Origin of the sequence: Pseudomonas sp. FSL R10-2964 (genome assembly GCF_009600035.1) — a bacterium.
Taxonomy (GTDB): Bacteria; Pseudomonadota; Gammaproteobacteria; order Pseudomonadales; family Pseudomonadaceae; genus Aquipseudomonas; species Aquipseudomonas bubulae.
The window spans coordinates 19,434-41,330 of the sequence record NZ_WIWH01000013.1; the positions used below are offsets into that span (position 1 = coordinate 19,434).

Here is a 21,897-nt window from a genome sequence, read left to right on the forward strand (position 1 = left end):
CATGTCCTCGTCATCGCCCAAACCGGCTGTAGCCACTGAATTCACTGCCCGTGTGAGCAGATTTGGCGGTGCGGTGTTTGTGCTGTTTCTGGCGGCGAGCTTTGCCTCGTCCCTGTGGTTGTTTGCCAGCGGCAAAATACAGATGCTTGCCCCCGACCTGAGCCGTGATGCGGTGCTGCATGGCGAGGTGACCCACAGAATTGCCAAGCAGTTGTCCGAGTCCGGCGTTGCACAAAAGGCGGCCGATCTGGAGCGTGGCGCCAGCTGGTTGCTGTTCCACGACACCGGCGCGCGGGTGCGTCCGGGCTGTACGGGCTGGCTGTTCTTGACCGATGAAATGCGCATCAATCGTCATGCTCAGGTTAATGCTCAAACCAAGGCAGCAGCGGTGCGTCAAATCCAGCAGCAGTTAGCCGGGCGTGGTATCCGCTTGCTGGTGGCCGTGGTGCCGGACAAGAGCCGGATTGCCAGTGCGCAACTCTGTGATTTACGCCGCCCGGTGCAGTTGCAACATCGCGCCGAAGCCTGGGTTGAGGGATTGAACAAGGCAGGGGTGAGCGCTGTTGATCTCGCGCCAGTTCTTCAGTCTGTGGGCAGCGATGCCTATCTGCGCACTGATACCCACTGGAGTGAAGCCGGGGCCTCGGCGGCAGCCAGGGCCATTGCCGTGCAGGTACAGGCAATGGGGATCAGCGCCACGCCGCACAAGCTTTATGAAATTGCCAGGCAAGACCCGGCGCGTCGCCCGGGAGATCTGGTGCGGCTGGCCGGTCTTGAATGGTTGCCAGTGGGGTTGCAACCCGCAGTAGAATCGGTGGCGGCCAGCCGGTTCAGTGAGAAAGCCGATTTATCCCAAAGCGATGCTGACAACCTGGATGATCTGTTTGGCGATGACAACCTGCCCAACGTTGCCTTGATCGGCACATCGTTCTCGCGCAACTCCAACTTTGCCGGTTTTTTGCAGCAGGCCCTGGGTGCGCCGATTGGCGATTTTGCCAAGGACGGTGGCGAGTTCTCCGGTGGTGCCAATGGCTACTTCAGCAATCCTGCCTTCAAACAGACACCGCCAAAACTGGTGATCTGGGAAATCCCCGAGCGTGATTTGCAGACGCCTTACAGCGAGCCAATAAAACTGTAACCCGTAGCAGCTGCCGCAGGAACGAGGCTGCGTCCGGCGACGCAGTCGCCGCAAAATCAGGCACTGCGGTGTGCCAGGTAAACCCGACTCGCAGGGTTAACGGTCGCTTCGCAACCGAACGCAGCCTCGTTCCTGCGGCAGTTGCTACGGACGGTCAGCCAAGGTGCTAGTCTGGTGATCAGACACCTGCCCATCACGGTCACGCTACCATGCCCGCAAGCCCGTCAACACACTGCGCTACACCCCGGTTCTGGCGGGACGCGCAGTTGCCCATTATCGAAGCGCGCTCCATCGACGATGGCCGTAAGGTCTGCTATGCCCGACACTCCCACGAGATTTTCTCCATCGGCGCCATCACCTCCGGCTGCTGCACTTACCTGCATGAGAAAACCAGTCACGGTATCAGCGCCGGCACGGTGGTGTTGATGAACCCGGGAGATGTCCACGCCTGTAATCCGCTGGACGACCAGCCATGGTCCTATGTGATGCTGTATGTCGATGCGCAGTGGCTGGCAGGCATTCAACAGGCCTTTGACGATCAGGCCAGCGGGGTGTACCAGCCCCTGGCGGCCACCCACACCCGCTCGCCGGGGTTGTTCAATGGCCTGACCGCCCTGTATGCGCAGCTGGTCGACCCGCACCTCGAGGGGCTGGCCAAGCACGAGTCGGCGGTCAAGTTCTTTTCAGCGATGCAACAGGAACTGGGCGGCCCGCTGGTGCTTCGCAAGAGCGCCAATGCACGGGTGGAGCGCGCCGCCAAATTTATCGACGAGCGTTTCCTGCACACCATTCGCCTGCAGGATATCTGTGCCGCCGCCAGCCTGTCGGAGGCTTACCTGATCCGTGCCTTCGAGCAGCGTTACCATATGACGCCCCACGCCTATCTGATCAATCGGCGCATTCAACATGCCCAGGCGCAACTGCGCGAAGGGGCGTTGATCGCCGATATCGCCCAGCAAACCGGTTTTGCCGATCAGGCGCATTTCCAGCGGGTGTTCAAAAAACACCTCGCGGCCACGCCCGGACAGTACAAGGGCTAAAACCACAGCAAGGACACCGCGCAGCCCACCAGCATGGCCGCCATGCCGCGATTGAACAGGCGGATGCGCCGGGTGCTGTGCAGGTAACGGCTCAGAAAGGCGCCGGTGTAGGCCCAGCAAGCCACTGACAGGTAGCAGACTACAAAGTAGATCAGTGCAAATGCCCAGATCAGCGTGGCTTCGCCCCCCGAAACAAACGCGCCCATACCTGCAACCGCCGCCAGCCAGGCTTTGGGGTTGAGCCATTGCATGGCGGCGCCGGTAAAAAACGATGGCTGCCGGGCGTCCCCGCCAAACTCGATGCGGCCGTTATCCATCGCCAGTTTCCAGGCCAGGTACAACAAAAATGCCATGCCGGCCCAGCGGATCAGGTCGGTGAGGATCGGCCACTGCTTGAGCACTTCATGCAGGCCAAAACCGGTAAACAGCAGCAACACCACAAAACCGACGGTGGCCCCCAGCACATGGCGCAGACTGGGCCCCAGGCCGAACTGCATACCCGAACTCAGGGCCACCACATTCACCGGCCCCGGTGAGATGGAGGCTGCCAGGGCGAACGCCGCCATTGAAATCAGCACGCTCATCGTTATTGTTCTCCGCTCCAAGGTTGAGCCCTGAGGTTATGGGGCGCGGACCCAAGCGTATTGAACAAAACTCCCCTGTACGGAGGTACCTTGCGTTTATGAAATTTAATCTGTATTTTTTCATGAAAATAAATGATTTAAATTTCATGGCGGCCCGGGATGAACAAGCAAGAAGAGATGGCCGCCCTGGCCATCCTTATCCACGACCTGCGCAAGCACAAGAAGTACACGCTCAAGGAACTGGCCGATAAAATTGGCCGCTCCGTGGGTTTTTTGTCCCAGGTCGAGCGCGGCCTGTCCCAGCCCACGGTGGCCGACCTGACGGCCATCAGTGAAACCCTGGGTGTGCCCACCACCTATTTCTACAGTTTGCCCAAGCCCAAGCAGTTGCCCTGGGTGACCCGCCCGGACGAGCGACGCACGCTGTACCTGGGCAACGGCATCACCGATATCCTGGTCTCGCCACAAATCCGTGCGTCGTTCTCCATGCTCGAAAGCCTGCTGGAAGCGGGCGCCAGCAGCGGCGAACGGCTTATGACCGACAGCTCGGAGCAGGGCGGCTATGTCATTGAAGGGCAATTGACCCTGTGGCTGGGCGACGACGCTGAGCCTGCCACCCTCAATGCCGGTGACAGTTTCCAGTTCGACAGCCATACGCGCTGTCGCTACGCCAACCTGACACAGCAGCTTGCCCGCGTGCTGTGGGTTTACACCTGATAACAACAAAGGAACCTTGAAGATGGATGCTGCCTGCTCTGATCTGCTGGCCGAAGTGCGTGCGTTTCGTCAGCGCAACCCCGAGGTGCGTTATGTCGACCTGATCTCCCTGGATATCCCCGGGCATTTCTACGGCAAGCGTTACCCCATCGACATGCTGGAAAAAGTCGCGGCCGGCAGCGTCCTGAAACTGCCGCAGAACTGTGTGTTGCTAGGGGTGCAGGGCGGATTGTTCAAGATAGGCGACTATTGTTTCAACGACGGCGACCCGGATGCCGTGCGGCGTCTGGTACCGGGCACGCTCAAGCCGGTGACCTGGGAAGACAAGCCCCTGGGCCAGATGCTGATCACTTCTGACGGCACTGAACAGCCGATCGTCTTCGAGCCCCGCGAAGTCCTGGCCCGGGTGCTGGCCCGGCTGGCGCGCAAAGGCATTCGCCCGGTGGTGGCGTTCGAGCTGGAGTTCTACCTGTTCGACAAGAAGCTGCGCGATGGCTTGCCGCAGTTCCCCCGTGATCACTTGAGCGATGATGCCGACGATCAGCCCACTATGCATATCGAGCGGTTGTCGCGCTTTGCCCCGGTGCTGGATGACATGGTCGAAGCGGCCCAGGCCCAAGGGATTGATGCCACCGTGATTACGGCCGAGCTGGGTCCGGGGCAGTTCGAAATCAATTTCGCTCACCTCGATGACGGTTTGCGTGCCGCGGACTGGGCGGCGCTGTTCTGTCGCAGCACCCGCGGGGTGGCGCTCAAGCATGGCTATCGCGCCAGCTTTATGGCCAAACCCTACCTGGAGCACCCGGGCAGCGGCATGCATGTGCATGTCAGTCTGTACGACGCGGGCGGCAACAACTTGCTGGCGGCCAACCAGCAGCAGCCCTTGCGCCACGCTATCGGCGGTTGCCTGGAATTACTGCCGGCGTGCATGCCGATATTTGCACCTAACCACAATGCTTTTCGCCGCCTGGGCGGTACGACCAATATCGCCACCCAGGCCAGTTGGGGGTATGAGGATCGCGATGCGTGCTTGCGTATCCCGGAATCGGACAGTAAAAACCTGCGGGTCGAGTATCGCCTTGCGGGCGCTGATGCCAATCCGTATCTGGTATTGGCGGCGATTCTGGTGGGGCTCGAACACGGGCTGGAAGCGGGCAAGGAGCCGATCCTGCCCCTGAACGAAGACCGCAGCAGCGGCATCGCCTTCCCGCTGGACATGCTTGAGGCCGTGCGCGCCATGCAGCACCAGCCGCAGCTGCGTGAAGGGCTGGGCGGCGAATTTGTCGATGTGTACTGCGAGAACAAGCGCCAGGATCATCTGGCCTTTATGCAGGAAATTAGTGCCCGGGAATATCGCTGGTTTATGTAAAAACCCATACAAGAGTTTTTGATCGCAACAATGCCTACTCCTGACAGCAGGTTTTCAGGTGAGAGCTGCTATACCTAATGATCAAATCAGATGCTGGTCAGTCAGGGCGATGAAAAATACAAGGTTCAATAGAGCTGCAACGGCTTTGCCGCTGTTGCTGTTCGTGCAGGTGGCACATGCTGATCAGCCTGCGGACTCACAATGGTTATTGCTGGCCAGCCCCTTTGTCTGGGCGCCCTCCATGAGCGGGCAGGCGGCGCTTGGCGGGGTCAATACCAAGGTTGATGTTCCGTTTGCGGATGTCTGGGAAAACCTGAGCACGGTATTTATGGGCAATCTGGAATTGACCAATCGCACACTGGGTTTTTATATCGACGGCGTCCACGCTAAAACCGATCAGTCCGAACGGGTGTACGGGCGCAAGGTGGGCCTGGCGATCACCCAGAGCACCCTGGCTGTCGGCACCTATTACCGGGCCTATGAGTATGAGTTGGGTGGTCAAACGATTTTTGGCGAGCCGCGCACCTGGCGTGTCGAACCTACGATCGGTGTGCGCTGGACCAAGCTGTCAACCAAGCTGGACATTGACTCGCTGGGGTTCAGCACCAAGAAAAAAACCGAGTGGACCGACCCGTTCGTAGGGCTGCGCATGCAGGCTGACCTGACCGACCGCTGGACCCTGTCCGGTGAAACCGACACCGGCGGGCTGGATACCTCCTCAAAGAAAACCTGGAACGCCCAGGGCTACCTGGGTTATCGCATGTACCTGGCCGATCACCCCACGATCATCCGCGTCGGCTATCGGGTTCTGGCGCAAAATTACCGCACCACCGACTTTACCGGCAACAAGTTCAAGTACGACGTGACCCAGCGCGGCCCGGTACTGGGCCTGTCCATGCGCTTCTGACAAGTACCGAGGAGACAAGGGAATGCAACTGCTCAAACACACCCGCAACCTGACGCTGGCCATGGCGGGCTTTATGCTGGCGCTGCCGGTGGCTACTGCCTGTACCCGCCTGGTGTATCTGGGGGACAACGACAGGGTGATTACGGCGCGTTCGATGGACTGGAAAACCGACGTGGCCACCAACCTGTGGATCTTCCCCCAGGGCATGCAGCGCACAGGTGAAGTAGGGCCGGGGTCGCTGAAGTGGACATCAAAGTACGGCAGCGTGATTGCCAGCGGCTATGACATTTCCACCACCGACGGCGTCAACGAAGCGGGGCTGTCGGCTAACCTGCTGTGGCTGGTCGAGTCCGAGTACCCGCCGGTCAATCAGGGTAAACCGGGGCTGAGCATTGCCGCCTGGGCCCAGTATGTACTGGACAATTTCAGCAGCGTTGCCGAAGCGGTGGCGGTGCTCAAGACTGAACCCTTTACCGTGGTTACCGCCAATGTGCCGGGTGAAAGTCGCCTGGCGACCTTGCATCTTTCAATGTCCGATGCATCGGGTGACAGCGCCATCATTGAGTTTATCGATGGCAAGCAGGTGATCCACCATGATCGCAGCTATCAGGTCATGACCAACTCCCCGGCGTTCGATGCCCAACTGGCCATGAACGCCTACTGGCAATCCATCGGCGGGACGGTAATGCTACCGGGTACCAATCGCTCGGCGGACCGTTTTGCCCGGGCCTCGTTTTACGTCAATGCGGTGCCGAAAAACCAGGACTCGCGCTTGTCGCTGGCCAGTGTATTCAGCGTGATCCGCAACGTTTCAGTGCCGTATGGCATCACCACTCCCGGCGAGCCGAATATTTCCTCGACGCGCTGGCGCTCGGTAATCGACCACAAGCAGGGGCTGTACTTTTTCGAGTCGGCCATTACACCAAACACCTTCTGGGTGGACTTGAACAAGATCGATTTCACCAGGGCTACAGGCGCGGTCAAAAAACTGGATCTGGGCCCGGACCAAAGCACCATTTACTCCGGGGAGGTTTCAAGCCGCTTCAAGGCCACTCCGGCCTTCAAGTTTGAAGGGGCGTAAGGGGTTAACCCTGTTCGGCTGTGTGCTCCGGAACCAGACGAATTTCTACGCGTTGGCCTAATGCCCGTGCGGCGCTGGCCAGGGTGGCCAGGGTCATGCCTGGGTCATTCTGGTCGAGCGCCCGATCCACCGCCGTGCGGCTGGTATGCATGCGGTCGGCCAGGTTTTTTTTGCTGACGTGCTGCTCTTTCATGGCCTGGGTTATCTGCCAGGCAATAACGCGTTTGAGTGCGGCGGCCGAAACCTCTTCTGCAAGGCCTTGTTCCGAGAGAAAGTCGTCAAAGTCGGAGCCGATATGGTTATTCATGCGCTGTACCTCGTAGTTTTGCATGGCGCTGCCTGGCGGTTTGCAGATCCACCGCCGGGGCTTTCTGACTTTTCTTGATAAATCCGTGAAGCAGGATCATCTGTGAGCCGATTACCGTAAAGATTATACGGGCAATGACGCCATCCAGATCAGAGCGAACTTCCCACAGTTTTGGCTCCAGTTTGCGAACAACCGGCATGCCAATCGGCCAGCCAAGTTGCACGGTCTTAATATCGGTGCCTATCAGTCGTCTTTGCTCGCGCCCAAGGCCGATTAACCATTCGCGAACGGGTTCGTTACCGGCTTCGGTGCGAAAAAATGCAACCGTCAGGATGGGAGGGATTCCAGTCATGAACTTGAGTGTACCTAAAATGGTACATCTATCAAGCGCGCCTGATCGCCAGATGATCAGTGGCTCAAGCCCGTGCGATCACCTGTCGTGCTTTTAAAACGTCTGCCCCATGGAGAACTGGAACACCTGTGTTTCTGCATCATCCGGTTTGCGGATGGGCAGCGCGAGGTTGACGCTCAGCGGGCCCATCGGGCTGTACCAGGTCACGCCCACCCCTACGGAACTGGCCATCTGGCTGAGGTCCACGCCGTCACAGCCGGTGGTGGTGCTCAGGTAGCATTTGTCCGAGTACACGCTGCCCACATCCCAGAACAGCGAGGTGCGCAGGGATTTGTTGTCCTTGATAAAGGGCATCGGGAACAGGTACTCGACCCCGCCGGTGATCATGATATTGCCGCCTAGCGCCTCGGTGTCGCGGTCGGAGTAGTACGCCTGCCCGGCGCTGCTATAGGTGCCGGTGGCCGGGGTGTTGCGCGGGCCCAGGGTGCCGCTTTCAAAACCGCGCACCGTGCCTTCACCGCCCGCAGTGTAGTTTTCATAGAATGGCAGGCCATCGGTGGAGCCATAGCCGTTGCCGTAGCCCAGCTTGGTGTGAAAGCGCAGTGAGGTGGATGCACTGACGGGCAGGAAGGTCTGGCCGGTGTAGTCGATCTTGTAGAAGCTCAGGTCGCTGCCGGGCACCGTGACCATCAGGTTAAGGTTTTGCGCATATCCGCTGGTAGCCAGGATGCCCTTGTTCAGGGTCGATTCCGACCAGCCCAGGTTGGCCTTGAAATTGGTAAATTCCTTGCCTTCGCGGTCGATAAAATCATAGATCTCGTCGGCACTGTAGGTGCCGGGCTCGATGCTGTCATGCTGCGCGGTGAGGCCGAAACTGATCCGTGAGGTTTCATTGATCGGGTAGCCCAGGGTGGCACCGGCGCCATAACTGTTGATCGAGTAGTACGACACGCCATCGTCGTAGTAATCGTTGTAGTCGGTCTTGTTGAAGAACGCGTTGTAGCCAAGGCTGACGCCATCCTTGGTGAAGTACGGATCGGTAAAACCGATGTTGTATTTGCTCTGGTACTCGGAGCGGGTCAGGCCCAGGCTGGCGGAGTTGCCCGTGCCCAGAAAGTTGTTCTGGGTGATCGAACCACCAAGAATCAGGCCGGCACTCTGGGCAAAGCCGACGCTGGCAGTGATCGAGCCGGAAGACTGCTCTTCAACGCTGTAATTGACGTCAACCTGATCGTCGACTCCCGCCACCGCCGGGGTCTCGACGTTGACTTCCTTGAAGTAACCCAGGCGCTCAAGCCGCGTTTTGGACTGGTCGATCAGGTAGGTCGAAGCCCAGCCGCCTTCCATCTGGCGCATCTCTCGGCGCAAGACCTGGTCTTCGGTCTTGGTATTGCCGCGAAAGTTGATGCGGTTGGCATAGGCGCGCTTGCCCGGGTCGACCACGAATTCGATATCTACCGTGTTGCCGTCCTTGCTCGGGACCGGCACCGCGTTGACGTTGGCAAAGGTATAGCCTTCGTTGCCCAGGCGGCGGGTGATCAGGTCCGAGGTGGAGGTCATCAGCTTGCGCGAAAATACCTGGCCCTTTTGTACCAGCAGCAAGGCGTGGATCTGATCTTCGGGTACTTTAAGGTCACCGCGCAACGTAATGTCGCGCACGGTGTATTTGGCGCCTTCGCTGATATTGACGGTAATGAAGACCTGCTTTTTGTCCGGGCTGATCGACACCTGGGTCGACACGATTTCCATATTGATATAGCCGCGGTCCATGTAGTACGAGCGCAAACGCTCCAGATCACCGGACAGCTTTTCCCGGGCATACTTGTCATCATTCTTGAAGAACGACAGCCAGTTGCTGGTCTTGAGGGTGAACTGATCGTCCAGCTCGGCCTGGTCGAAGACGGTATTGCCCACCACATTGATGTGCTTGATCGCGGCCACTTCGCCTTCGTCGATCCTGATCTTGAGGCCGACGCGGTTGCGCGGCTGGGCCACCACCTCGGCGTCCACCGCGGCCGAGTAACGCCCCTGGGCTACGTACTGACGCAGCAGCTCATTGCGTACACCTTCGAGCGTGGCGCGCTGGAACACTTCGCCTTCGGCCAGCCCCGATTGCTTGAGGCCTTTCATCAGGTCATCGGTGGAGATCGCCTTGTTGCCCTCGATGTCGATATTGGCAATGGACGGCCGCTCGACTACGGTGATCACCAGGACGTCGCCGTCGCGGCCCAGCTGAATATCTTGAAAGAATCCGGTCTTGAACAGTGCGCGCGTGGATTCCACCAGTTGCTGGTCATCGACCTGTTCGCCAACGTTCAAGGGCAGGGCACCGAACACGCTGCCGGCGGACACCCGCTGCAGGCCGTTGATACGGATATCGGCAATCTTGAAGCCCTGGGCGTGGGCCAGTGAGGCATTGAGCAGCAGTGCAACCGAGCAGAGCAGGCGCGCAAAATTCATGTAGATCATTTATCCAGGACACATCGACAAACAGCACAAGCAGGCTGGTGGAGGTCCAGCATAAAAGTTCGGGGCGTATGGTGCGGTTAACCGAGTGTCAAGTTAGGTAAAGGTTGGCTGCATGCAATGACGCTGCGGGCCGCAAGGACGATAATGGGCAGATCCCCCCTTCAAGAGTTCGCCATGATCCGTGTATTGCTCGTCGACGATGACCAGGAACTGACCGGTTTGCTCAGTGAGTATCTGGAGCGCGAAGGCTTTGAAGCGACTGCGGTGCATACCGGCGAGGAGGGCGAGGTGCAGGCGCTGTCCGGGCAATACAGCATTGTGGTGCTGGATGTGATGCTGCCGCGACTGTCGGGGATCGAAGTGCTGCGGCGCATTCGCGCGCGCAGTCAGGTGCCGGTGGTGTTGCTCACTGCCCGTGGCGACAACATCGACCGCATCACCGGCCTGGAGCTGGGTGCCGATGACTATGTGCCCAAACCCAGCTCGCCGGGGGAGCTGGTGGCGCGTTTGCGCGCCATCATGCGCCGGGTGCAGCCGGCGGAGCAGGCCACCACCGAGGTGATCAAGACCGGCCCGCTGGTGTTGTGGCCCGGCAAGCGCCAGGCGCTGTGGCAGGGGCGGGAGCTGGGGGTAACCAGCACCGAGTTCAGCCTGCTCGAAGAGCTGGCCCGCAGTGCCGGGCAAGTGGTGAGCAAGCAGGACTTGTCGCTCAATGCCCTGGGCTGCCCGTTGACCCGCTATGACCGGCGTATCGACGTCCATATCAGCAGCATCCGCCAGAAGCTCGGCCCGCGGCCTGACGCCAAGGCGTGGATTCAGAGCGTGCGTGGGCTCGGCTATCTGTTGATCGCGGAATGATGAAACCCAGCCGGCTGTTCTGGAAACTGTTCCTGGCCTTCTGGCTGGCTACCAGCCTGACGTTTTTTGTCGGTATCGGCATTATTACCTTGAGTCGCCAGGGCCCTGGCAATCCGCATCTGGATACCATTCTTGAAAGCGAGGAACAGTTGCTGCGCCAGTTCGGTGTCGAGGCTGGCAAGCAGTTGCTGCAGGTATGGCACCACCCCGATGACGAGGCCATTGCGGTGTATGACAGTGGCGGGCAACTGCTGGCCGGGTTGCCGATTGTGCGCCCGGCGTTCGAGCGCACGGTGATCAGCAAGGAAGGCCTCACGCTGTCGCTCAGGTCGACGCGGGTGCCCGGCAATGGCGGTGGTGGGGAGGGCGGACCGGGGCTGATGCCATTGCTTATCGGCACCGTGATGAGCGCGCTGTTCAGCAGCTTTATGGCGTTTTACCTGGCCTGGCCGTTGGCCTATTTGCGTCGGGCGATGAGCGATGTGGCCCAAGGGCGATTCGAAACCCGGGTAAAGCCGTTTATGGGCGCGCGGCGTGATGAAATTGTCGACCTGGCCGAAGACTGCGACCGTATGGCCAACCAACTCAAGCTGCTGGTTGATGCCCAGCAACACTTGTTGCATGACATCTCCCATGAATTGCGTTCGCCCCTGACACGCATGCAGGCCGCCATCGGGTTGTTGCATCAAAACCCGTCCCGCGCCGATATGGTCGAACGCATCGAGCGCGAATCGCAGCGCATGGACACCCTGATCGAAGCCCTGCTGACCCTGGCCCGGGTGCAGGGGCGGCCCGAGAGCATCGCACGCGAGCCGGTGGACATCATCGAGTTGTTGCACTTGATAGTCGAAGACGCGCAGTTCGAAGCGGGCATCAAGGGTTGTCGGGTGATCCTGGAAGGGTGCCCGTCCTTTGTCAGCCGGGTCAGTGGCGAGTTGTTGTATCGCTGCTTTGAGAACGTGATCCGCAATGCAGTGCGCCATACCCGTGCCGACAGCACGGTGCTGGTAATGGCTGAAGCCAGCCCGGCGGGCCACTGCCTGACAGTACGGATCAGCGATCAGGGTCCGGGTGTTGAAGAATCGCGGTTGCAGCGGATTTTCGACCCGTTTGAGCGGGGTGTCAGTGAGACGGGTAGCGGTTTTGGCCTGGGTCTGGCGATTGCTTCAAGGGCGGTGGAAATGCACGGCGGCAGCATCAAGGCGAGCAACCTTGCGAGCGGCGGCTTGAGTGTGACAATTACCTTGCCGCTGTAGATACTCTGTTGCAGGTCAAGCCCTATTGTGGGAGCGAGCCTGCTCGCGAACGACCTTCGCGAGCAGGCTCGCTCCCACAGTTGCAGTGTTCCTGTAGATACTACGGGATCGCCGGGGATCTTTACACGAAATTACATTGCCTTGACGGCCCTGTACGCCATGCCCCCGTAGACTTTACCGCTCAATATCGAGCGGAGTTGGGCATGTTTCTGGTGCATAAAAAAGGGTTCGTTGCCGGCAAGAAAATGGTCGATGGCCTGGTGCCTTATGACTTTTTTTGCGAGGACAATCCGGCCATCAATCTGTTTGTGTTTACCGGTGCCGGCGCGTTGGGCAAACCGGTAGAAGAGCAGACGCTATGGGGCTTTACCCGCCTTGAACGCTTTGAAGCGCTGAGCAGTACCCTGGTCGCCAACAAAAAGAACCAGGGCTGGTTTCAAAGCGTCAATGTGCTCACCGGGCCCGCACAGAACGGCACCCAGACAGTGAAGTTCCAGCGGGTGCTGAAGATCATCAAGCATGTCAGCGTCAACAATCGCGTAGCCAGCAAGGCGGGCTACGAGATCCTGACCGAAGAGGGCGACACCTACTTCACCCTCAGGCATGCAGCGGGGCATAGCGCCCAGACCGTGATTTACGCCGCCGATCAGTGACCCAGCGGATTGCGGCTGTGGCTGCCGTTGACCAGACGCTCGATACCCAGCGGGTTGGCGTTTTTCAGCGCATCCGGCAGCAGGCTGTCAGGGTAGTTCTGGTAGCACACCGGGCGCAGGAAACGGTCGATGGCCAGGGTGCCGACCGAGGTGCCACGGGCATCTGACGTCGCCGGGTAAGGCCCGCCATGCACCATCGCGTCACACACCTCGACACCGGTAGGGTAGCCATTGAGCAGCAGGCGCCCGGCCTTGTGCTCCAGCACGGGCACCACCTCGGCGAAGGCTTCAAGGTCGCCAGGTTCAGCAATCAGCGTAGCTGTCAGCTGCCCATGCAGGCTGTGCAGCGCTTGCAGCAACTGCGCCTTGTCCGCGACCTCGACCACCAGGGTGGTTGGCCCGAAGACTTCCTCCTGCAACACCTCGGCACCACCGATCAACAGGCTGGCACTGGCCTGGAACAACTGCGGGCTGGCCTGGTTGCCCTGTTGCGGCGCACCGGCAAGGTGGCGGATGCCATCGACCTGGGCCAGACGCTGGATGCCTTTGCTGTAACTGGCCAGGCCCCCGGCGTTGAGCAGTGTTTGCGCCGGTTGAGCACTGAAGAACTGGCCAAGCGCGGCGACAAAGGCGCTGAATTCAGGGGAGCGGATACCCAGTACCAGACCGGGACTGGTACAGAACTGCCCGGCGCCAAGCATCACCGAACTGCCCAGCTCCTGTGCGATCTGCTCGCCACGCTTGAGCAGTGCCTGGGGTAATACCAGCACCGGGTTGATGCTCGACATCTCGGCAAACACCGGGATTGGCTGGGGTCTGGCGGCGGCCATATCGCACAGGGCACGGCCACCGGACAACGAACCGGTAAAGCCGACGGCCTGAATGGCCGAGTGCTTGACCAGTGCTGCGCCCACACCCGCGCCGAAGATCATATTGAATACACCGGCGGGCATGTCGGTGCGCTCGGCAGCGCGCACTATGGCCAGGGCAACTTGCTCAGCAGTTGCCATATGCCCGCTGTGTGCCTTGAACACCACCGGGCAACCTGCGGCCAGTGCCGAAGCGGTATCACCGCCAGCGGTGGAGAACGCCAGCGGGAAGTTGCTGGCGCCAAACACGGCCACCGGGCCCACGCCGATGCGGCATTGACGCAGATCTGCGCGCGGCAGGGGCTGACGGTCCGGTAGCGCCTGATCGATGCGTGCGCCATAAAAATCGCCGCGCCGCAGTACGTTGGCGAACAGACGCATCTGCCCGCTGGTGCGTCCCCGCTCGCCCTGGATCCGGGCGGCAGGCAGGGCGGTTTCGCGACAGACGATGGCAACAAAGTCGTCACCCAGCGCGTCTATTTCTTCGGCGATAGCTTCCAGAAACTCGGCCCGGCGTGTGGCCGGCAAACTGCGAAAGGCCGGGAAGGCGGTATTGGCCGCGCTGACAGCGGCATCCACTTCGGTTTCGGTGGCCTGCACAAACGCGTATGGCAATGCCTCGCCAGTACTGGCATCCACGCTGTACAGGTGAACGGTGCCGGCGCCGCTGCGCTGACCGCCAATAAAGTTCTGGCCGGTGATGGGGAACATAGGGATTTCCTTTAGGTGGGAAGGCAGAGACGCGCTGTTGCGAGACGAATCATGTCGCCGCTGACGAGCGCAGCGAGGCTGCGGCAAGGCCCGAAGGGCCTTGAACAGGCAGGGGCCGCTAGCAGCCTCGCTGCGCTCGTCAGCGGCTACAGGGGATTGCCACCCAAGTACAGGCAGTGGCAGCGTTTTCGCCGCCTATTGTCGTTATAAGTTGCACCGCAGTTATCCCGATAGCGAGCCATAAGGGCTCTTTCAGGCGACCACTGTAGGTTTTGTCGGGGGCACTGCCCAATGACGAATATTGATTGGCCGATAACCAGCGCTCATCCCTCAGGCGCGCGCGGCATCCCAAGTGCTCATCACCTGGGTGATCGCAGCGTCCAGTACGGCATGGGCTACACCATCCCGGGCCAGGGTGGTCAGGCCCAGCAGAAAACTCTCGAACACCGTGGCCAGCGTTCGCGGATCAGTCTGGGCGGCAAGCTCACCCTCGCGGATGGCGCGCTCGACACAAGCCATAAACCCGGCCCGGTTACGCGCCCTCGCTTCGGCCAGAGGTGCGCTTATCGCCACCGCTTGAGCTGAACTGGCACTCATCAGCCCCAGGGCGACCAGACAACCCCGTGGGTGACCCGGCTCACATTGCATTTTGGCGGAGCTGCGCAACGTTCGCTCGATCGCTTCGCGTGGGGGCAGGTGAGTGTCGAACAGGCTTTCGGTGACCCTGCCGTGGCTGTTCAGGTAGCGCGTCATGACCTCTTTGAACAGCGCCTCCTTGGAGCCGAAAGCCGCGTAAAAGCTGGGCGCGGAAATGCCTGAGCCCATATTGGCCTTGAGCTGGCTCAGCGATGTCGAGTCATAACCGTGCTCCCAGAACAGGTGCATGGCCTGGGTGATTGCCGCGTCCCGATCAAATGTGCGCGGGCGTCCCATCTGTGCCATTTGAGTCTCCTTCGTAGCGAGATATAAATACTAGTCGATACAAAAGTCATTGACCAATATTTCCCGTCGCCCTACATTTGTACCTATCGATACATAACTAGCAGGAGCAGGGCATCCATGGGCAAAGAGCAAAACACCACTGAGCGATTACCCATGGGCGCGCTGCTGGCGCTGGCCATGACCGGTTTTATTTGCATTGTTACCGAGACCTTACCCGCAGGCCTGTTGCCGCAAATCAGCAGCGGCCTGCAAGTGTCATCGGCGCTGGCGGGGCAGATGGTTACGGTCTACGCGCTGGGCTCCCTGCTGGCGGCCATCCCGTTGACCATCGCGACCCAGGGCTGGCGGCGTCGCAACGTACTGCTGCTGACGATTGTCGGGTTTCTGCTGTTCAATTCGATTACCGCGTGGTCGTCTCAGTACGGCGTGACCCTGATTGCACGTTTTTTTGCCGGCGCATCAGCCGGGTTGGCCTGGAGCCTGCTGGCAGGTTATGCGCGGCGCATGGTTGCCCCGCAGTTGCAGGGCCGGGCCATGGCGGTGGCGATGGTGGGCACGCCGATTGCCCTGTCACTGGGTGTGCCATTGGGCACCTGGCTGGGTGCGCTGGTAGGGTGGCGTACGGCATTTGGCCTGATGTCGGCCTTGACCCTGGTGCTGATGGCCTGGGTAGTGCTCAAGGTGCCTGATTACCCAGGGCAGTCTGCTTCGCAACGTATCGGCTTGCGACAGGTGCTGCTGACACCGGGAGTGCGCTCCGTGCTTGCCGTGGTACTGACCTGGATGCTGGCGCACAACATGCTCTACACCTATATCGCGCCTTTCGTGGCATCGGCGGGCCTTGCCGATAAGGTCGATATTGTGTTGCTGGTCTTCGGATTGGCGGCGCTGCTGGGAATCTGGCTGACCGGGCGACTGGTAGACCGGCATCTGCGCAAGGCAGTCATGGCTTGCCTGGCGACATTTGCTGCGATTTCGCTGCTGTTCGGTTTCTTCTCGCAGTCGGTGGCTGTCGTATATGCAGGGATTTTTGTTTGGGGGTTGTCCTTCGGCGGTGCCGCCACCCTGCTGCAAACCGCTCTGGCCGATGCGGCAGGCGAGGGCGCCGATGTTGCGTTGTCGATGAACGTGGTGGTGTGGAACAGCGCCATTGCCGCGGGGGCATTGACCGGTGGCATATTGCTCGATCAATTCGGGGTTAACGTCTTCCCCTGGGTGTTGCTGGTGTTGTTGCTGGTCGGGCTGGGGATCGTGTTCAGTGCCCGTGCCCATGGTTTCCCGCAAGGGCACCGGCAGGCGGGGGCGGCGGTTGTCGGTCATTAGGCCGATAGCCGTGTTGGTCAGGCAGCGACTACCAATCGTGCCCGGTTTCCAACGCGTTATCAGCTGACCTGGCCACCACCTTCAAGTACATCATCTTCGGTATTCAGGGCCGTGATTACGGCGATGCGCAACCCTTCCACCTGGGTGGCCAGTGCCATGGACGGGCCACCAGCCACCACCGCCTGTTGCGGCAGAGGCGGGACGTGGATAAAACCACCGCGTACGCCGGTCCCGGCCAATGCATGCTGTAGGCAATAGAACACCTGATTGCAGACAAAGGTGCCCGCCGTATGGGAAACCGACGCGGGAATCCCGCCGGCCCTGATCGCCCGCACCATTGCCTTGAGCGGCAAGGTACTGAAATACGCCGCTGGCCCTTGCGCCACCACGGGTGTATCGATCGGCTGATAGCCAAGGTTGTCAGGGATGCGGGCGTCGTTGATATTGATCGCTACCCGCTCGATGCAGATGTCCGTGCGACCGGGGCCAAGCCCGACGGCGATCACCAGCGTCGGGGTGAACTCCTGCAGAAGTTGGCTCAGTCGCTCGGGCGCTCCGGCAAACGTACAGGGCAACTGACGGGCGATGATCTGCGTATCGTCCTGCAAGGTGCCGTCCAGAAGGCGTACGGCCTCCCAGGACGGGTTGACGGTGTCTTGGTCGAACGGTTCGAAACCGGTCAGCAGTACAGTGCGCATGGTGTTCTCACATCAGTACGTAAAGAAGCACGATATTGACCACCAGCATCATCAGAGCGGTGGGCATTTGAGCCTTGATCACGGCGTATTTGTCAGGCAGCTCCAGCAGGGCCACGGGCACGATATTGAAGTTGGCTGCCATTGGCGTCATCAGCGTGCCGCAGTAGCCGGAAAACATGCCGATTGCCGCCATGACAGCCGGGTTGGCATCGTAGATGCCGACCAGTACCGGCACGCCGACCCCGCCGGTCATGACCGGGAATGCAGCAAAACCGTTGCCCATGATGACCGTGAACAGCGCCATGCCCAGCACATAGACCATCACCGCTACCAGGCGATAGTCCATGTTGATATAGGCGGTGGTGACATGAGCAACGGCGGTACCGACCCCGGCGTCATTGAACAGCAGGCCAAGCATGGCCAGCATTTGCGGCAGCACCATGGTCCAGCCCAGGGCTTCGGTCAGGCGGCGCGATTCACGCAGGCCTTGCAGCGGCGTATCACGGGTCAGGATGCAGGCCAGAACCAGGGCCACCATGCAGCCGATGCCCAGGGACACGAACGTGGTGTTTTTCGGGTCAAGCAGCGGTACGCCACCGATCTGGGTGTTTTTCAGCAGGATCGAACCGATCACGGTCACCAGCGGAATCGACAGGGCCGGGATAAACAGCTTGTGCCCCAGACGGCCAGCACTGGCCCGTGCAGCCTTGACATGCAACTCGGCGTGGGTGCCTCGGCCAACACCGCCAATGCCGGCAATGCCGGCCATGACCAGCACGCCAATACCTACCACGAACGGCGAAAGGCGATCGCCAATCAGGAACACCATGGCGAACAACGCCCAGAACAGGCCACTGGTCCAGCGTTTGGGGTGGGTGCGGTCTGTCAGGATCATGCCCGCGGTGATCAGCAGCAGCACTCCCGCCAGCCAGTAGAAGTACTCAATAGAAATAATCATCGTGCCAGCTCCTGAGCTGCGTCAACTTCTTCCCGGGCAACTTCGGCCATGCTGCGCTCCAGCATCAGGTCAAAGCGATACAGGCGCAGGGCATGCACGATAAAGGCGCAAATCGCCGTCGGAATTCCCCAGAAAGCGATGTGCAGCGGCTCGACATCAAGCCCCGAACCCAGCAGGAAGGTGTGCATCAGTGCGATTGCGCCGAAGGCCACAAACACGTCTTCACCAAAAAACAAGCCGATGTTGTCGGTGGCGGCACACATGGCCAGGACTTTCTGCCGCACAGGAGCAGGCAGCTTGCCGTACTTGTTCTCGGCTGCGCCCTCGGCCATCGGGGCCAGCAGCGGGCGGACCATTTGCGGATGCCCGCCCAGACTGGTCAGGCCTACAGCAGCGGTGGTCTCACGCACGAACAGGTACATAATCAGCAACCGGCCGACCGTTGCGCGCTGGAAGCTGGCGATCCAGTTTTGCGCGTGCAGACGCAGGCCGTGACGCTCCAGCAAGCCGATCACGGCCAGGGGCAGCAGCAGAATCAATTGCAGGGCGCGGGTTTGCAGGAAGCCTTCACCCATTTCACTGATGATTTTTTCCAGCGGGAAGTTGGCAGCAAGGCCGGTGACGATAGCCGCCGCGCTGACCACCAACAGTGGGTTAAAGCGCAGCACAAAGCCGATGATGATGACGAACACGCCAATCAAGGGCCAAAGGTTTACGACGGTTTGCATGAGGGGGCAATCCCTTTAGCTGATTGCCGCAGCACCAGGGCAGGCTGGTGAGGGCAAGTCGAAAGCGGTCAGGCACACTTTCGAAAAATCGGTACGCTGCCGGACTCAGCGTGTTTTTTTATTGTTGAGACCCTATGGGCCTCATTGCCCGATATGGTTGGTGGCTTTGGGTTGTGCGTCCAGTCAATAAAAGTTGTCACCCCCGAACAGAAAAGTTTTATCAATCACCGACTTAAGCCGACTAGCCTGTCCCTGCGGCAAGGGTTTACAGTGCTGCCCTGGTTTTGATTGGGTGGGGCGTCCTGTATGAATATGCGATTTCTTCTGACATTCGTCTGGGTAGCGCGCCTTGGCAGTTTTCGGCTGACCGCCGAAAAGTTATCCAGTACCCAGGCAGCCATTTCGAGCCGTATTTCAGTCCTCGAAACCGAGCTTGGCGTGCAGTTGTTCCAGCGCGATTCCCGTGGTGTCAACCTCACCCGTGAAGGCCATCAGGTGCTGGGTTACGCCGAAGAAATGCTGGCCACCCAGCAACGCCTTCTGCAATCGCTGGGGCAGGCGGACAGGTTTGCCGGGCGCCTGCGCATCGGCGTGATGGACACGGTTATCCATAGCTGGCTGAGCGATCTGATCAGTGCGCTGAGCCGCGACTACCCCCAGGTAGAGGTTGAACTGACCGCCGATACGGCGCTGAACCTTAATGAACAATTGCTTAAAGGTCAGCTGGACCTGATTTTTCAGACGGATTTATTGCGTGCCGACGGCGTGCGCAATGTACAACTGGCCAGTTACCCGTTGAGTTGGATTGTGGCCAGGGACGCAGCTCTGAACCGCAGCTACCGTGACCTGGCGGATCTTTGCGAGGAGCGCTTGCTGACCTTTTCACGCTTGTCGCGGCCGCATCAGGACATGCTCAATTTTCTGCACCAGCACGATATTGCCGCGCCACGCATCAGTTGCATCAACTCGGTGGCGGCGATTATCAAACTGGTGGCGGACGGCTTTGGCATCGGTGCCCTGCCGCCGGTACTGGTCAGTCGCGAATTGCAGAGCGGGGCCATGATTGCGTTGCCGATCGAGACTGCACCGGGCTTTGCGGTATACGCCAGTTGGCGCACGGGGGCGGGGCTGGAGCTGAATGAGGCGGTGGTCAACCTGAGTCAGGCGGTTGTTGCCGAGTACCAACACAGCGTTGAGCCTGGGCATTTTGTGCTGCCGGGCATCTGATCCGTATTTTTTCGCGTTATCTGCACCTGTTATGTGTGCAGTTTGCGGCGCAAAATTTCCCCCAACCTTCCGAGACAGACGAGGACGCGACTACACAGCAGCACGTGTGTGTGGTCGGCAGCTGTTCTGCGCCTGTTTTATGACGAACGACTGACGGGGAAACATCATGAACAAGATGGCTTGGTTTTTGGGCGGTTTTTTGGTGCTGACCATCGGCATCGGTATTTTGGCGACAATTCCGCCGGGTTGATATTTCATCCTGTCCTCCACACGGCTTGTAGCAGCTGACGAACGCAGCCTCGTTCCTCGGCAGCTGCTAGGTCTGAAGGGAATTTTAACTGTGGGAGCGAGCCTGCTCGCGAAAGTCGTTCGCGAGCAGGCTCGCTCCCACAGGGAGGGTTGACCGGCAACAGAGTATCTACAGGGGAGGCTGGCGCTGCCCCCCTATAATGCCTGCTCTATATCCGCCAGCAAATCGGCGACATCCTCCAGCCCCACCGCCAGGCGCACCAATCCTTCACTTATTCCGTGTCGTGCCCGTTCCTCCAGGGTGTAGGTGGAGTGGGTCATGCTCGCGGGATGCTGCGCCAGTGACTCGGCCCCCCCCAGGCTGACCGCACGGCTGAACAATTGCAGGGCATTCATAAAGCGCTGTCCAGCAGCCATGCCGCCCTTGAGCTCAAAGGCAATCATGCCCCCCGGCAGTTTCATCTGCCGGGACGCCAGCTCGTATTGCGGGAAAGAGGGCAGGCCGGGGTAGGCCACCCATTCCACGGCAGGGTGATCCTGCAACATATGCGCAATGGCCTGGGCGCTGCTGCAATGGCGATCCATGCGCAGGGCCAGGGTCTTGATACCGCGCATCAGCAAATGCGCATCATGGGGCGACAAGACTGCCCCGGTCAGGTCCTTCAAGCCTTGCAGACGGATCCGGTCAGCCAGGAGCTGGCTGGTGACCACCATGCCAGCGGTGATATCACTGTGCCCGCTCAGGTACTTGGTGGCCGAATGCACCACCACGTCGGCGCCCAGTTCCAGTGGACGCTGCAGATAGGGCGTGCAGTAGGTGTTGTCGATCACCACGAGCAGGTTGTCATGTGTGTGGGCAATCCGCGCTACGGCAGGGATGTCCACCAGTTGCATATTCGGATTGGCCGGCGTCTCGAAGTAGATCATGCGGGTTGCAGGGCTGATCGCGGCTTGCAGTTCGGCCGGGTTGGCCATGTCCACATGTTTGACTACCACCCCGAATTCACCGATGCCGTGGTGCAGCAGGGCAAAGGTGCAGCCATACAAGGTGCGGTTGACGATGATTTCATCGCCGGGCCGCAGCAGGGTCCAGAATGTTGCGGCGATCGCGCCCATGCCGGAACTGAACGCCACACCCGCTTCGCCGTTTTCCAGCGCCGCCATGCGTGCTTCCAGCAGGGCCAGGGTGGGGTTGGAAATGCGGGTGTAAAAATGCCCGTGCTCTTCACCGGAAAAACAGCCTGCGCCGTATTCGGCCGTGGCAAAGGCAAAGGTTGAGGTCATATAAACAGGGGGGATTACCGCGCCGTTGTGTTCCAGCGGGTTATAACCGTAGTGGATGGCGCGAGTAGAAAAGCCGAAGTTGTTGTTCTTATCGTTCATGGTGAACTCTCCGATATTTCCTACAATGCTATGCTTTAAATGAACGTGGAAAATTCCAAATTTACCTGTAAATACACC

The 21,897-nt window shown here is 59.8% G+C and carries 21 protein-coding genes; 11 read left to right on the forward strand and 10 right to left on the reverse strand.

The window, feature by feature from the left end; genetic code table 11:
- Position 1: 1 nt before the first annotated feature.
- Positions 2–1,138, forward strand: a complete 1,137-nt coding sequence (locus GHN92_RS09235) for a cell division protein FtsQ (protein ID WP_133144371.1) — start codon at positions 2–4, stop codon at positions 1,136–1,138.
- Positions 1,139–1,347: 209 nt separating this feature from the next.
- Positions 1,348–2,178 carry an AraC family transcriptional regulator gene (locus GHN92_RS09240; protein ID WP_153379928.1) on the forward strand — a complete coding sequence of 277 codons (831 nt, stop codon included), beginning with the start codon at positions 1,348–1,350 and terminating at the stop codon, positions 2,176–2,178.
- Here GHN92_RS09240 and GHN92_RS09245 read toward each other — a convergent pair.
- Positions 2,175–2,762, reverse strand: a complete 588-nt coding sequence (locus GHN92_RS09245; protein WP_095026980.1) for a LysE family translocator — start codon at positions 2,760–2,762, stop codon at positions 2,175–2,177. The two genes, GHN92_RS09240 and GHN92_RS09245, sit on opposite strands and share 4 nt — an antisense overlap.
- 159 nt (positions 2,763–2,921) lie before the next feature.
- On the opposite strand from GHN92_RS09245, the gene GHN92_RS09250 reads away from it, so the two are divergent.
- The 4 genes from GHN92_RS09250 (at position 2,922) to GHN92_RS09265 (ending at position 6,836) form a co-directional block, all read left to right on the forward strand.
- Positions 2,922–3,479 (forward strand): helix-turn-helix domain-containing protein, encoded by a 558-nt coding sequence (locus GHN92_RS09250; protein ID WP_095002329.1) that lies wholly within the window; start codon positions 2,922–2,924, stop codon positions 3,477–3,479.
- 22 nt (positions 3,480–3,501) lie between these two features.
- Entirely contained in the window at positions 3,502–4,848 is a 1,347-nt protein-coding gene (locus tag GHN92_RS09255) for a glutamine synthetase family protein (RefSeq protein WP_153379930.1), read from the forward strand.
- A 145-nt stretch (positions 4,849–4,993) separates the two neighbouring features.
- Complete coding sequence (locus GHN92_RS09260; protein ID WP_095002331.1) at positions 4,994–5,755, forward strand: hypothetical protein; 762 nt, start codon at positions 4,994–4,996, stop codon at positions 5,753–5,755.
- A 22-nt stretch (positions 5,756–5,777) separates the two neighbouring features.
- Positions 5,778–6,836 carry a linear amide C-N hydrolase gene (locus GHN92_RS09265; RefSeq protein ID WP_095039170.1) on the forward strand — a complete coding sequence of 353 codons (1,059 nt, stop codon included), beginning with the start codon at positions 5,778–5,780 and terminating at the stop codon, positions 6,834–6,836.
- Between the two features lie 4 nt (positions 6,837–6,840).
- Here GHN92_RS09265 and GHN92_RS09270 read toward each other — a convergent pair whose 3' ends face one another.
- The 3 genes from GHN92_RS09270 to bamA form a co-directional block, all read right to left on the reverse strand.
- Positions 6,841–7,143, reverse strand: coding sequence for an XRE family transcriptional regulator (locus GHN92_RS09270; RefSeq protein WP_165484571.1), 303 nt, complete (start codon positions 7,141–7,143; stop codon positions 6,841–6,843).
- Positions 7,136–7,495 (reverse strand): type II toxin-antitoxin system RelE/ParE family toxin, encoded by a 360-nt coding sequence (locus GHN92_RS09275; protein ID WP_095002334.1) that lies wholly within the window; start codon positions 7,493–7,495, stop codon positions 7,136–7,138. The genes GHN92_RS09270 and GHN92_RS09275 overlap by 8 nt, the downstream gene beginning before the upstream one ends.
- Positions 7,496–7,588: 93 nt before the next feature.
- Complete coding sequence (gene bamA, locus GHN92_RS09280) at positions 7,589–9,955, reverse strand: outer membrane protein assembly factor BamA (protein WP_153379933.1); 2,367 nt, start codon at positions 9,953–9,955, stop codon at positions 7,589–7,591.
- A gap of 183 nt (positions 9,956–10,138) precedes the next feature.
- Here bamA and GHN92_RS09285 point away from each other — a divergent pair, with 183 nt between their 5' ends.
- The 3 genes from GHN92_RS09285 (at position 10,139) to GHN92_RS09295 (ending at position 12,731) form a co-directional block, all read left to right on the forward strand.
- Positions 10,139–10,822, forward strand: a complete 684-nt coding sequence (locus GHN92_RS09285) for a response regulator transcription factor (protein ID WP_133144673.1) — start codon at positions 10,139–10,141, stop codon at positions 10,820–10,822.
- A complete protein-coding gene (locus tag GHN92_RS09290) occupies positions 10,819–12,078 on the forward strand; it encodes an ATP-binding protein (protein ID WP_095031858.1) in 1,260 nt (419 codons plus the stop codon). Before GHN92_RS09285 ends, GHN92_RS09290 begins: the two co-directional genes overlap by 4 nt.
- A 203-nt stretch (positions 12,079–12,281) precedes the next feature.
- Entirely contained in the window at positions 12,282–12,731 is a 450-nt protein-coding gene (locus tag GHN92_RS09295) for a hypothetical protein (protein ID WP_095002338.1), read from the forward strand.
- Here the strand turns inward: GHN92_RS09295 and GHN92_RS09300 are convergent.
- Together GHN92_RS09300 and GHN92_RS09305 are read right to left on the reverse strand one after the other, a co-directional pair.
- On the reverse strand, positions 12,725–14,311 hold the full coding sequence (locus GHN92_RS09300; protein WP_153379935.1) for an aldehyde dehydrogenase (NADP(+)): 1,587 nt from the start codon (positions 14,309–14,311) through the stop codon (positions 12,725–12,727). The genes GHN92_RS09295 and GHN92_RS09300 overlap by 7 nt on opposite strands.
- A 330-nt stretch (positions 14,312–14,641) precedes the next feature.
- Positions 14,642–15,253 carry a TetR/AcrR family transcriptional regulator gene (locus GHN92_RS09305; RefSeq protein ID WP_095039165.1) on the reverse strand — a complete coding sequence of 204 codons (612 nt, stop codon included), beginning with the start codon at positions 15,251–15,253 and terminating at the stop codon, positions 14,642–14,644.
- Positions 15,254–15,370: 117 nt separating this feature from the next.
- Between GHN92_RS09305 and GHN92_RS09310 the strand changes: the two genes are divergently transcribed.
- Complete coding sequence (locus GHN92_RS09310; RefSeq protein ID WP_095002341.1) at positions 15,371–16,576, forward strand: MFS transporter; 1,206 nt, start codon at positions 15,371–15,373, stop codon at positions 16,574–16,576.
- Positions 16,577–16,635: 59 nt separating this feature from the next.
- Here the strand turns inward: GHN92_RS09310 and pcp are convergent, their stop codons facing one another.
- Genes pcp through GHN92_RS09325 form a run of 3 tightly spaced genes read right to left on the reverse strand, consistent with a single transcriptional unit; the run spans position 16,636 to position 18,960 of the window.
- Positions 16,636–17,274, reverse strand: a complete 639-nt coding sequence (gene pcp, locus GHN92_RS09315) for a pyroglutamyl-peptidase I (RefSeq protein WP_153379937.1) — start codon at positions 17,272–17,274, stop codon at positions 16,636–16,638.
- A 7-nt stretch (positions 17,275–17,281) separates the two neighbouring features.
- Entirely contained in the window at positions 17,282–18,232 is a 951-nt protein-coding gene (locus tag GHN92_RS09320; RefSeq protein ID WP_095002343.1) for a DUF979 domain-containing protein, read from the reverse strand.
- Positions 18,229–18,960 (reverse strand): DUF969 domain-containing protein, encoded by a 732-nt coding sequence (locus GHN92_RS09325; RefSeq protein WP_095002344.1) that lies wholly within the window; start codon positions 18,958–18,960, stop codon positions 18,229–18,231. Before GHN92_RS09325 ends, GHN92_RS09320 begins: the two co-directional genes overlap by 4 nt.
- A gap of 306 nt (positions 18,961–19,266) precedes the next feature.
- Between GHN92_RS09325 and GHN92_RS09330 the strand changes: the two genes are divergently transcribed.
- Complete coding sequence (locus GHN92_RS09330; RefSeq protein ID WP_095002345.1) at positions 19,267–20,187, forward strand: LysR family transcriptional regulator; 921 nt, start codon at positions 19,267–19,269, stop codon at positions 20,185–20,187.
- Positions 20,188–20,631: 444 nt separating this feature from the next.
- On the opposite strand, the gene GHN92_RS09335 is transcribed toward GHN92_RS09330, so the two are convergent.
- Positions 20,632–21,819, reverse strand: a complete 1,188-nt coding sequence (locus GHN92_RS09335) for a methionine gamma-lyase (protein WP_095026973.1) — start codon at positions 21,817–21,819, stop codon at positions 20,632–20,634.
- Between the last annotated feature and the right edge of the window lie 78 nt (positions 21,820–21,897).

Excerpts from the sequence above, each read along its gene's own strand:
- GHN92_RS09235 (WP_133144371.1), top strand. The coding sequence starts at position 2 with ATGTCCTCGTCATCGCCCAAACCGGCTGTAGCCACTGAATTCACTGCC.
- GHN92_RS09240 (WP_153379928.1), top strand. The coding sequence starts at position 1,348 with ATGCCCGCAAGCCCGTCAACACACTGCGCTACACCCCGGTTCTGGCGG.
- GHN92_RS09245 (WP_095026980.1), bottom strand. The coding sequence starts at position 2,762 with ATGAGCGTGCTGATTTCAATGGCGGCGTTCGCCCTGGCAGCCTCCATC.
- GHN92_RS09250 (WP_095002329.1), top strand. The coding sequence starts at position 2,922 with ATGAACAAGCAAGAAGAGATGGCCGCCCTGGCCATCCTTATCCACGAC.
- GHN92_RS09255 (WP_153379930.1), top strand. The coding sequence starts at position 3,502 with ATGGATGCTGCCTGCTCTGATCTGCTGGCCGAAGTGCGTGCGTTTCGT.
- GHN92_RS09265 (WP_095039170.1), top strand. The coding sequence starts at position 5,778 with ATGCAACTGCTCAAACACACCCGCAACCTGACGCTGGCCATGGCGGGC.
- GHN92_RS09270 (WP_165484571.1), bottom strand. The coding sequence starts at position 7,143 with ATGAATAACCATATCGGCTCCGACTTTGACGACTTTCTCTCGGAACAA.
- GHN92_RS09275 (WP_095002334.1), bottom strand. The coding sequence starts at position 7,495 with ATGACTGGAATCCCTCCCATCCTGACGGTTGCATTTTTTCGCACCGAA.
- bamA (WP_153379933.1), bottom strand. The coding sequence starts at position 9,955 with ATGAATTTTGCGCGCCTGCTCTGCTCGGTTGCACTGCTGCTCAATGCC.
- GHN92_RS09285 (WP_133144673.1), top strand. The coding sequence starts at position 10,139 with ATGATCCGTGTATTGCTCGTCGACGATGACCAGGAACTGACCGGTTTG.
- GHN92_RS09290 (WP_095031858.1), top strand. The coding sequence starts at position 10,819 with ATGATGAAACCCAGCCGGCTGTTCTGGAAACTGTTCCTGGCCTTCTGG.
- GHN92_RS09295 (WP_095002338.1), top strand. The coding sequence starts at position 12,282 with ATGTTTCTGGTGCATAAAAAAGGGTTCGTTGCCGGCAAGAAAATGGTC.
- GHN92_RS09300 (WP_153379935.1), bottom strand. The coding sequence starts at position 14,311 with ATGTTCCCCATCACCGGCCAGAACTTTATTGGCGGTCAGCGCAGCGGC.
- GHN92_RS09305 (WP_095039165.1), bottom strand. The coding sequence starts at position 15,253 with ATGGCACAGATGGGACGCCCGCGCACATTTGATCGGGACGCGGCAATC.
- GHN92_RS09310 (WP_095002341.1), top strand. The coding sequence starts at position 15,371 with ATGGGCAAAGAGCAAAACACCACTGAGCGATTACCCATGGGCGCGCTG.
- pcp (WP_153379937.1), bottom strand. The coding sequence starts at position 17,274 with ATGCGCACTGTACTGCTGACCGGTTTCGAACCGTTCGACCAAGACACC.
- GHN92_RS09320 (WP_095002343.1), bottom strand. The coding sequence starts at position 18,232 with ATGATTATTTCTATTGAGTACTTCTACTGGCTGGCGGGAGTGCTGCTG.
- GHN92_RS09325 (WP_095002344.1), bottom strand. The coding sequence starts at position 18,960 with ATGCAAACCGTCGTAAACCTTTGGCCCTTGATTGGCGTGTTCGTCATC.
- GHN92_RS09330 (WP_095002345.1), top strand. The coding sequence starts at position 19,267 with ATGAATATGCGATTTCTTCTGACATTCGTCTGGGTAGCGCGCCTTGGC.
- GHN92_RS09335 (WP_095026973.1), bottom strand. The coding sequence starts at position 21,819 with ATGAACGATAAGAACAACAACTTCGGCTTTTCTACTCGCGCCATCCAC.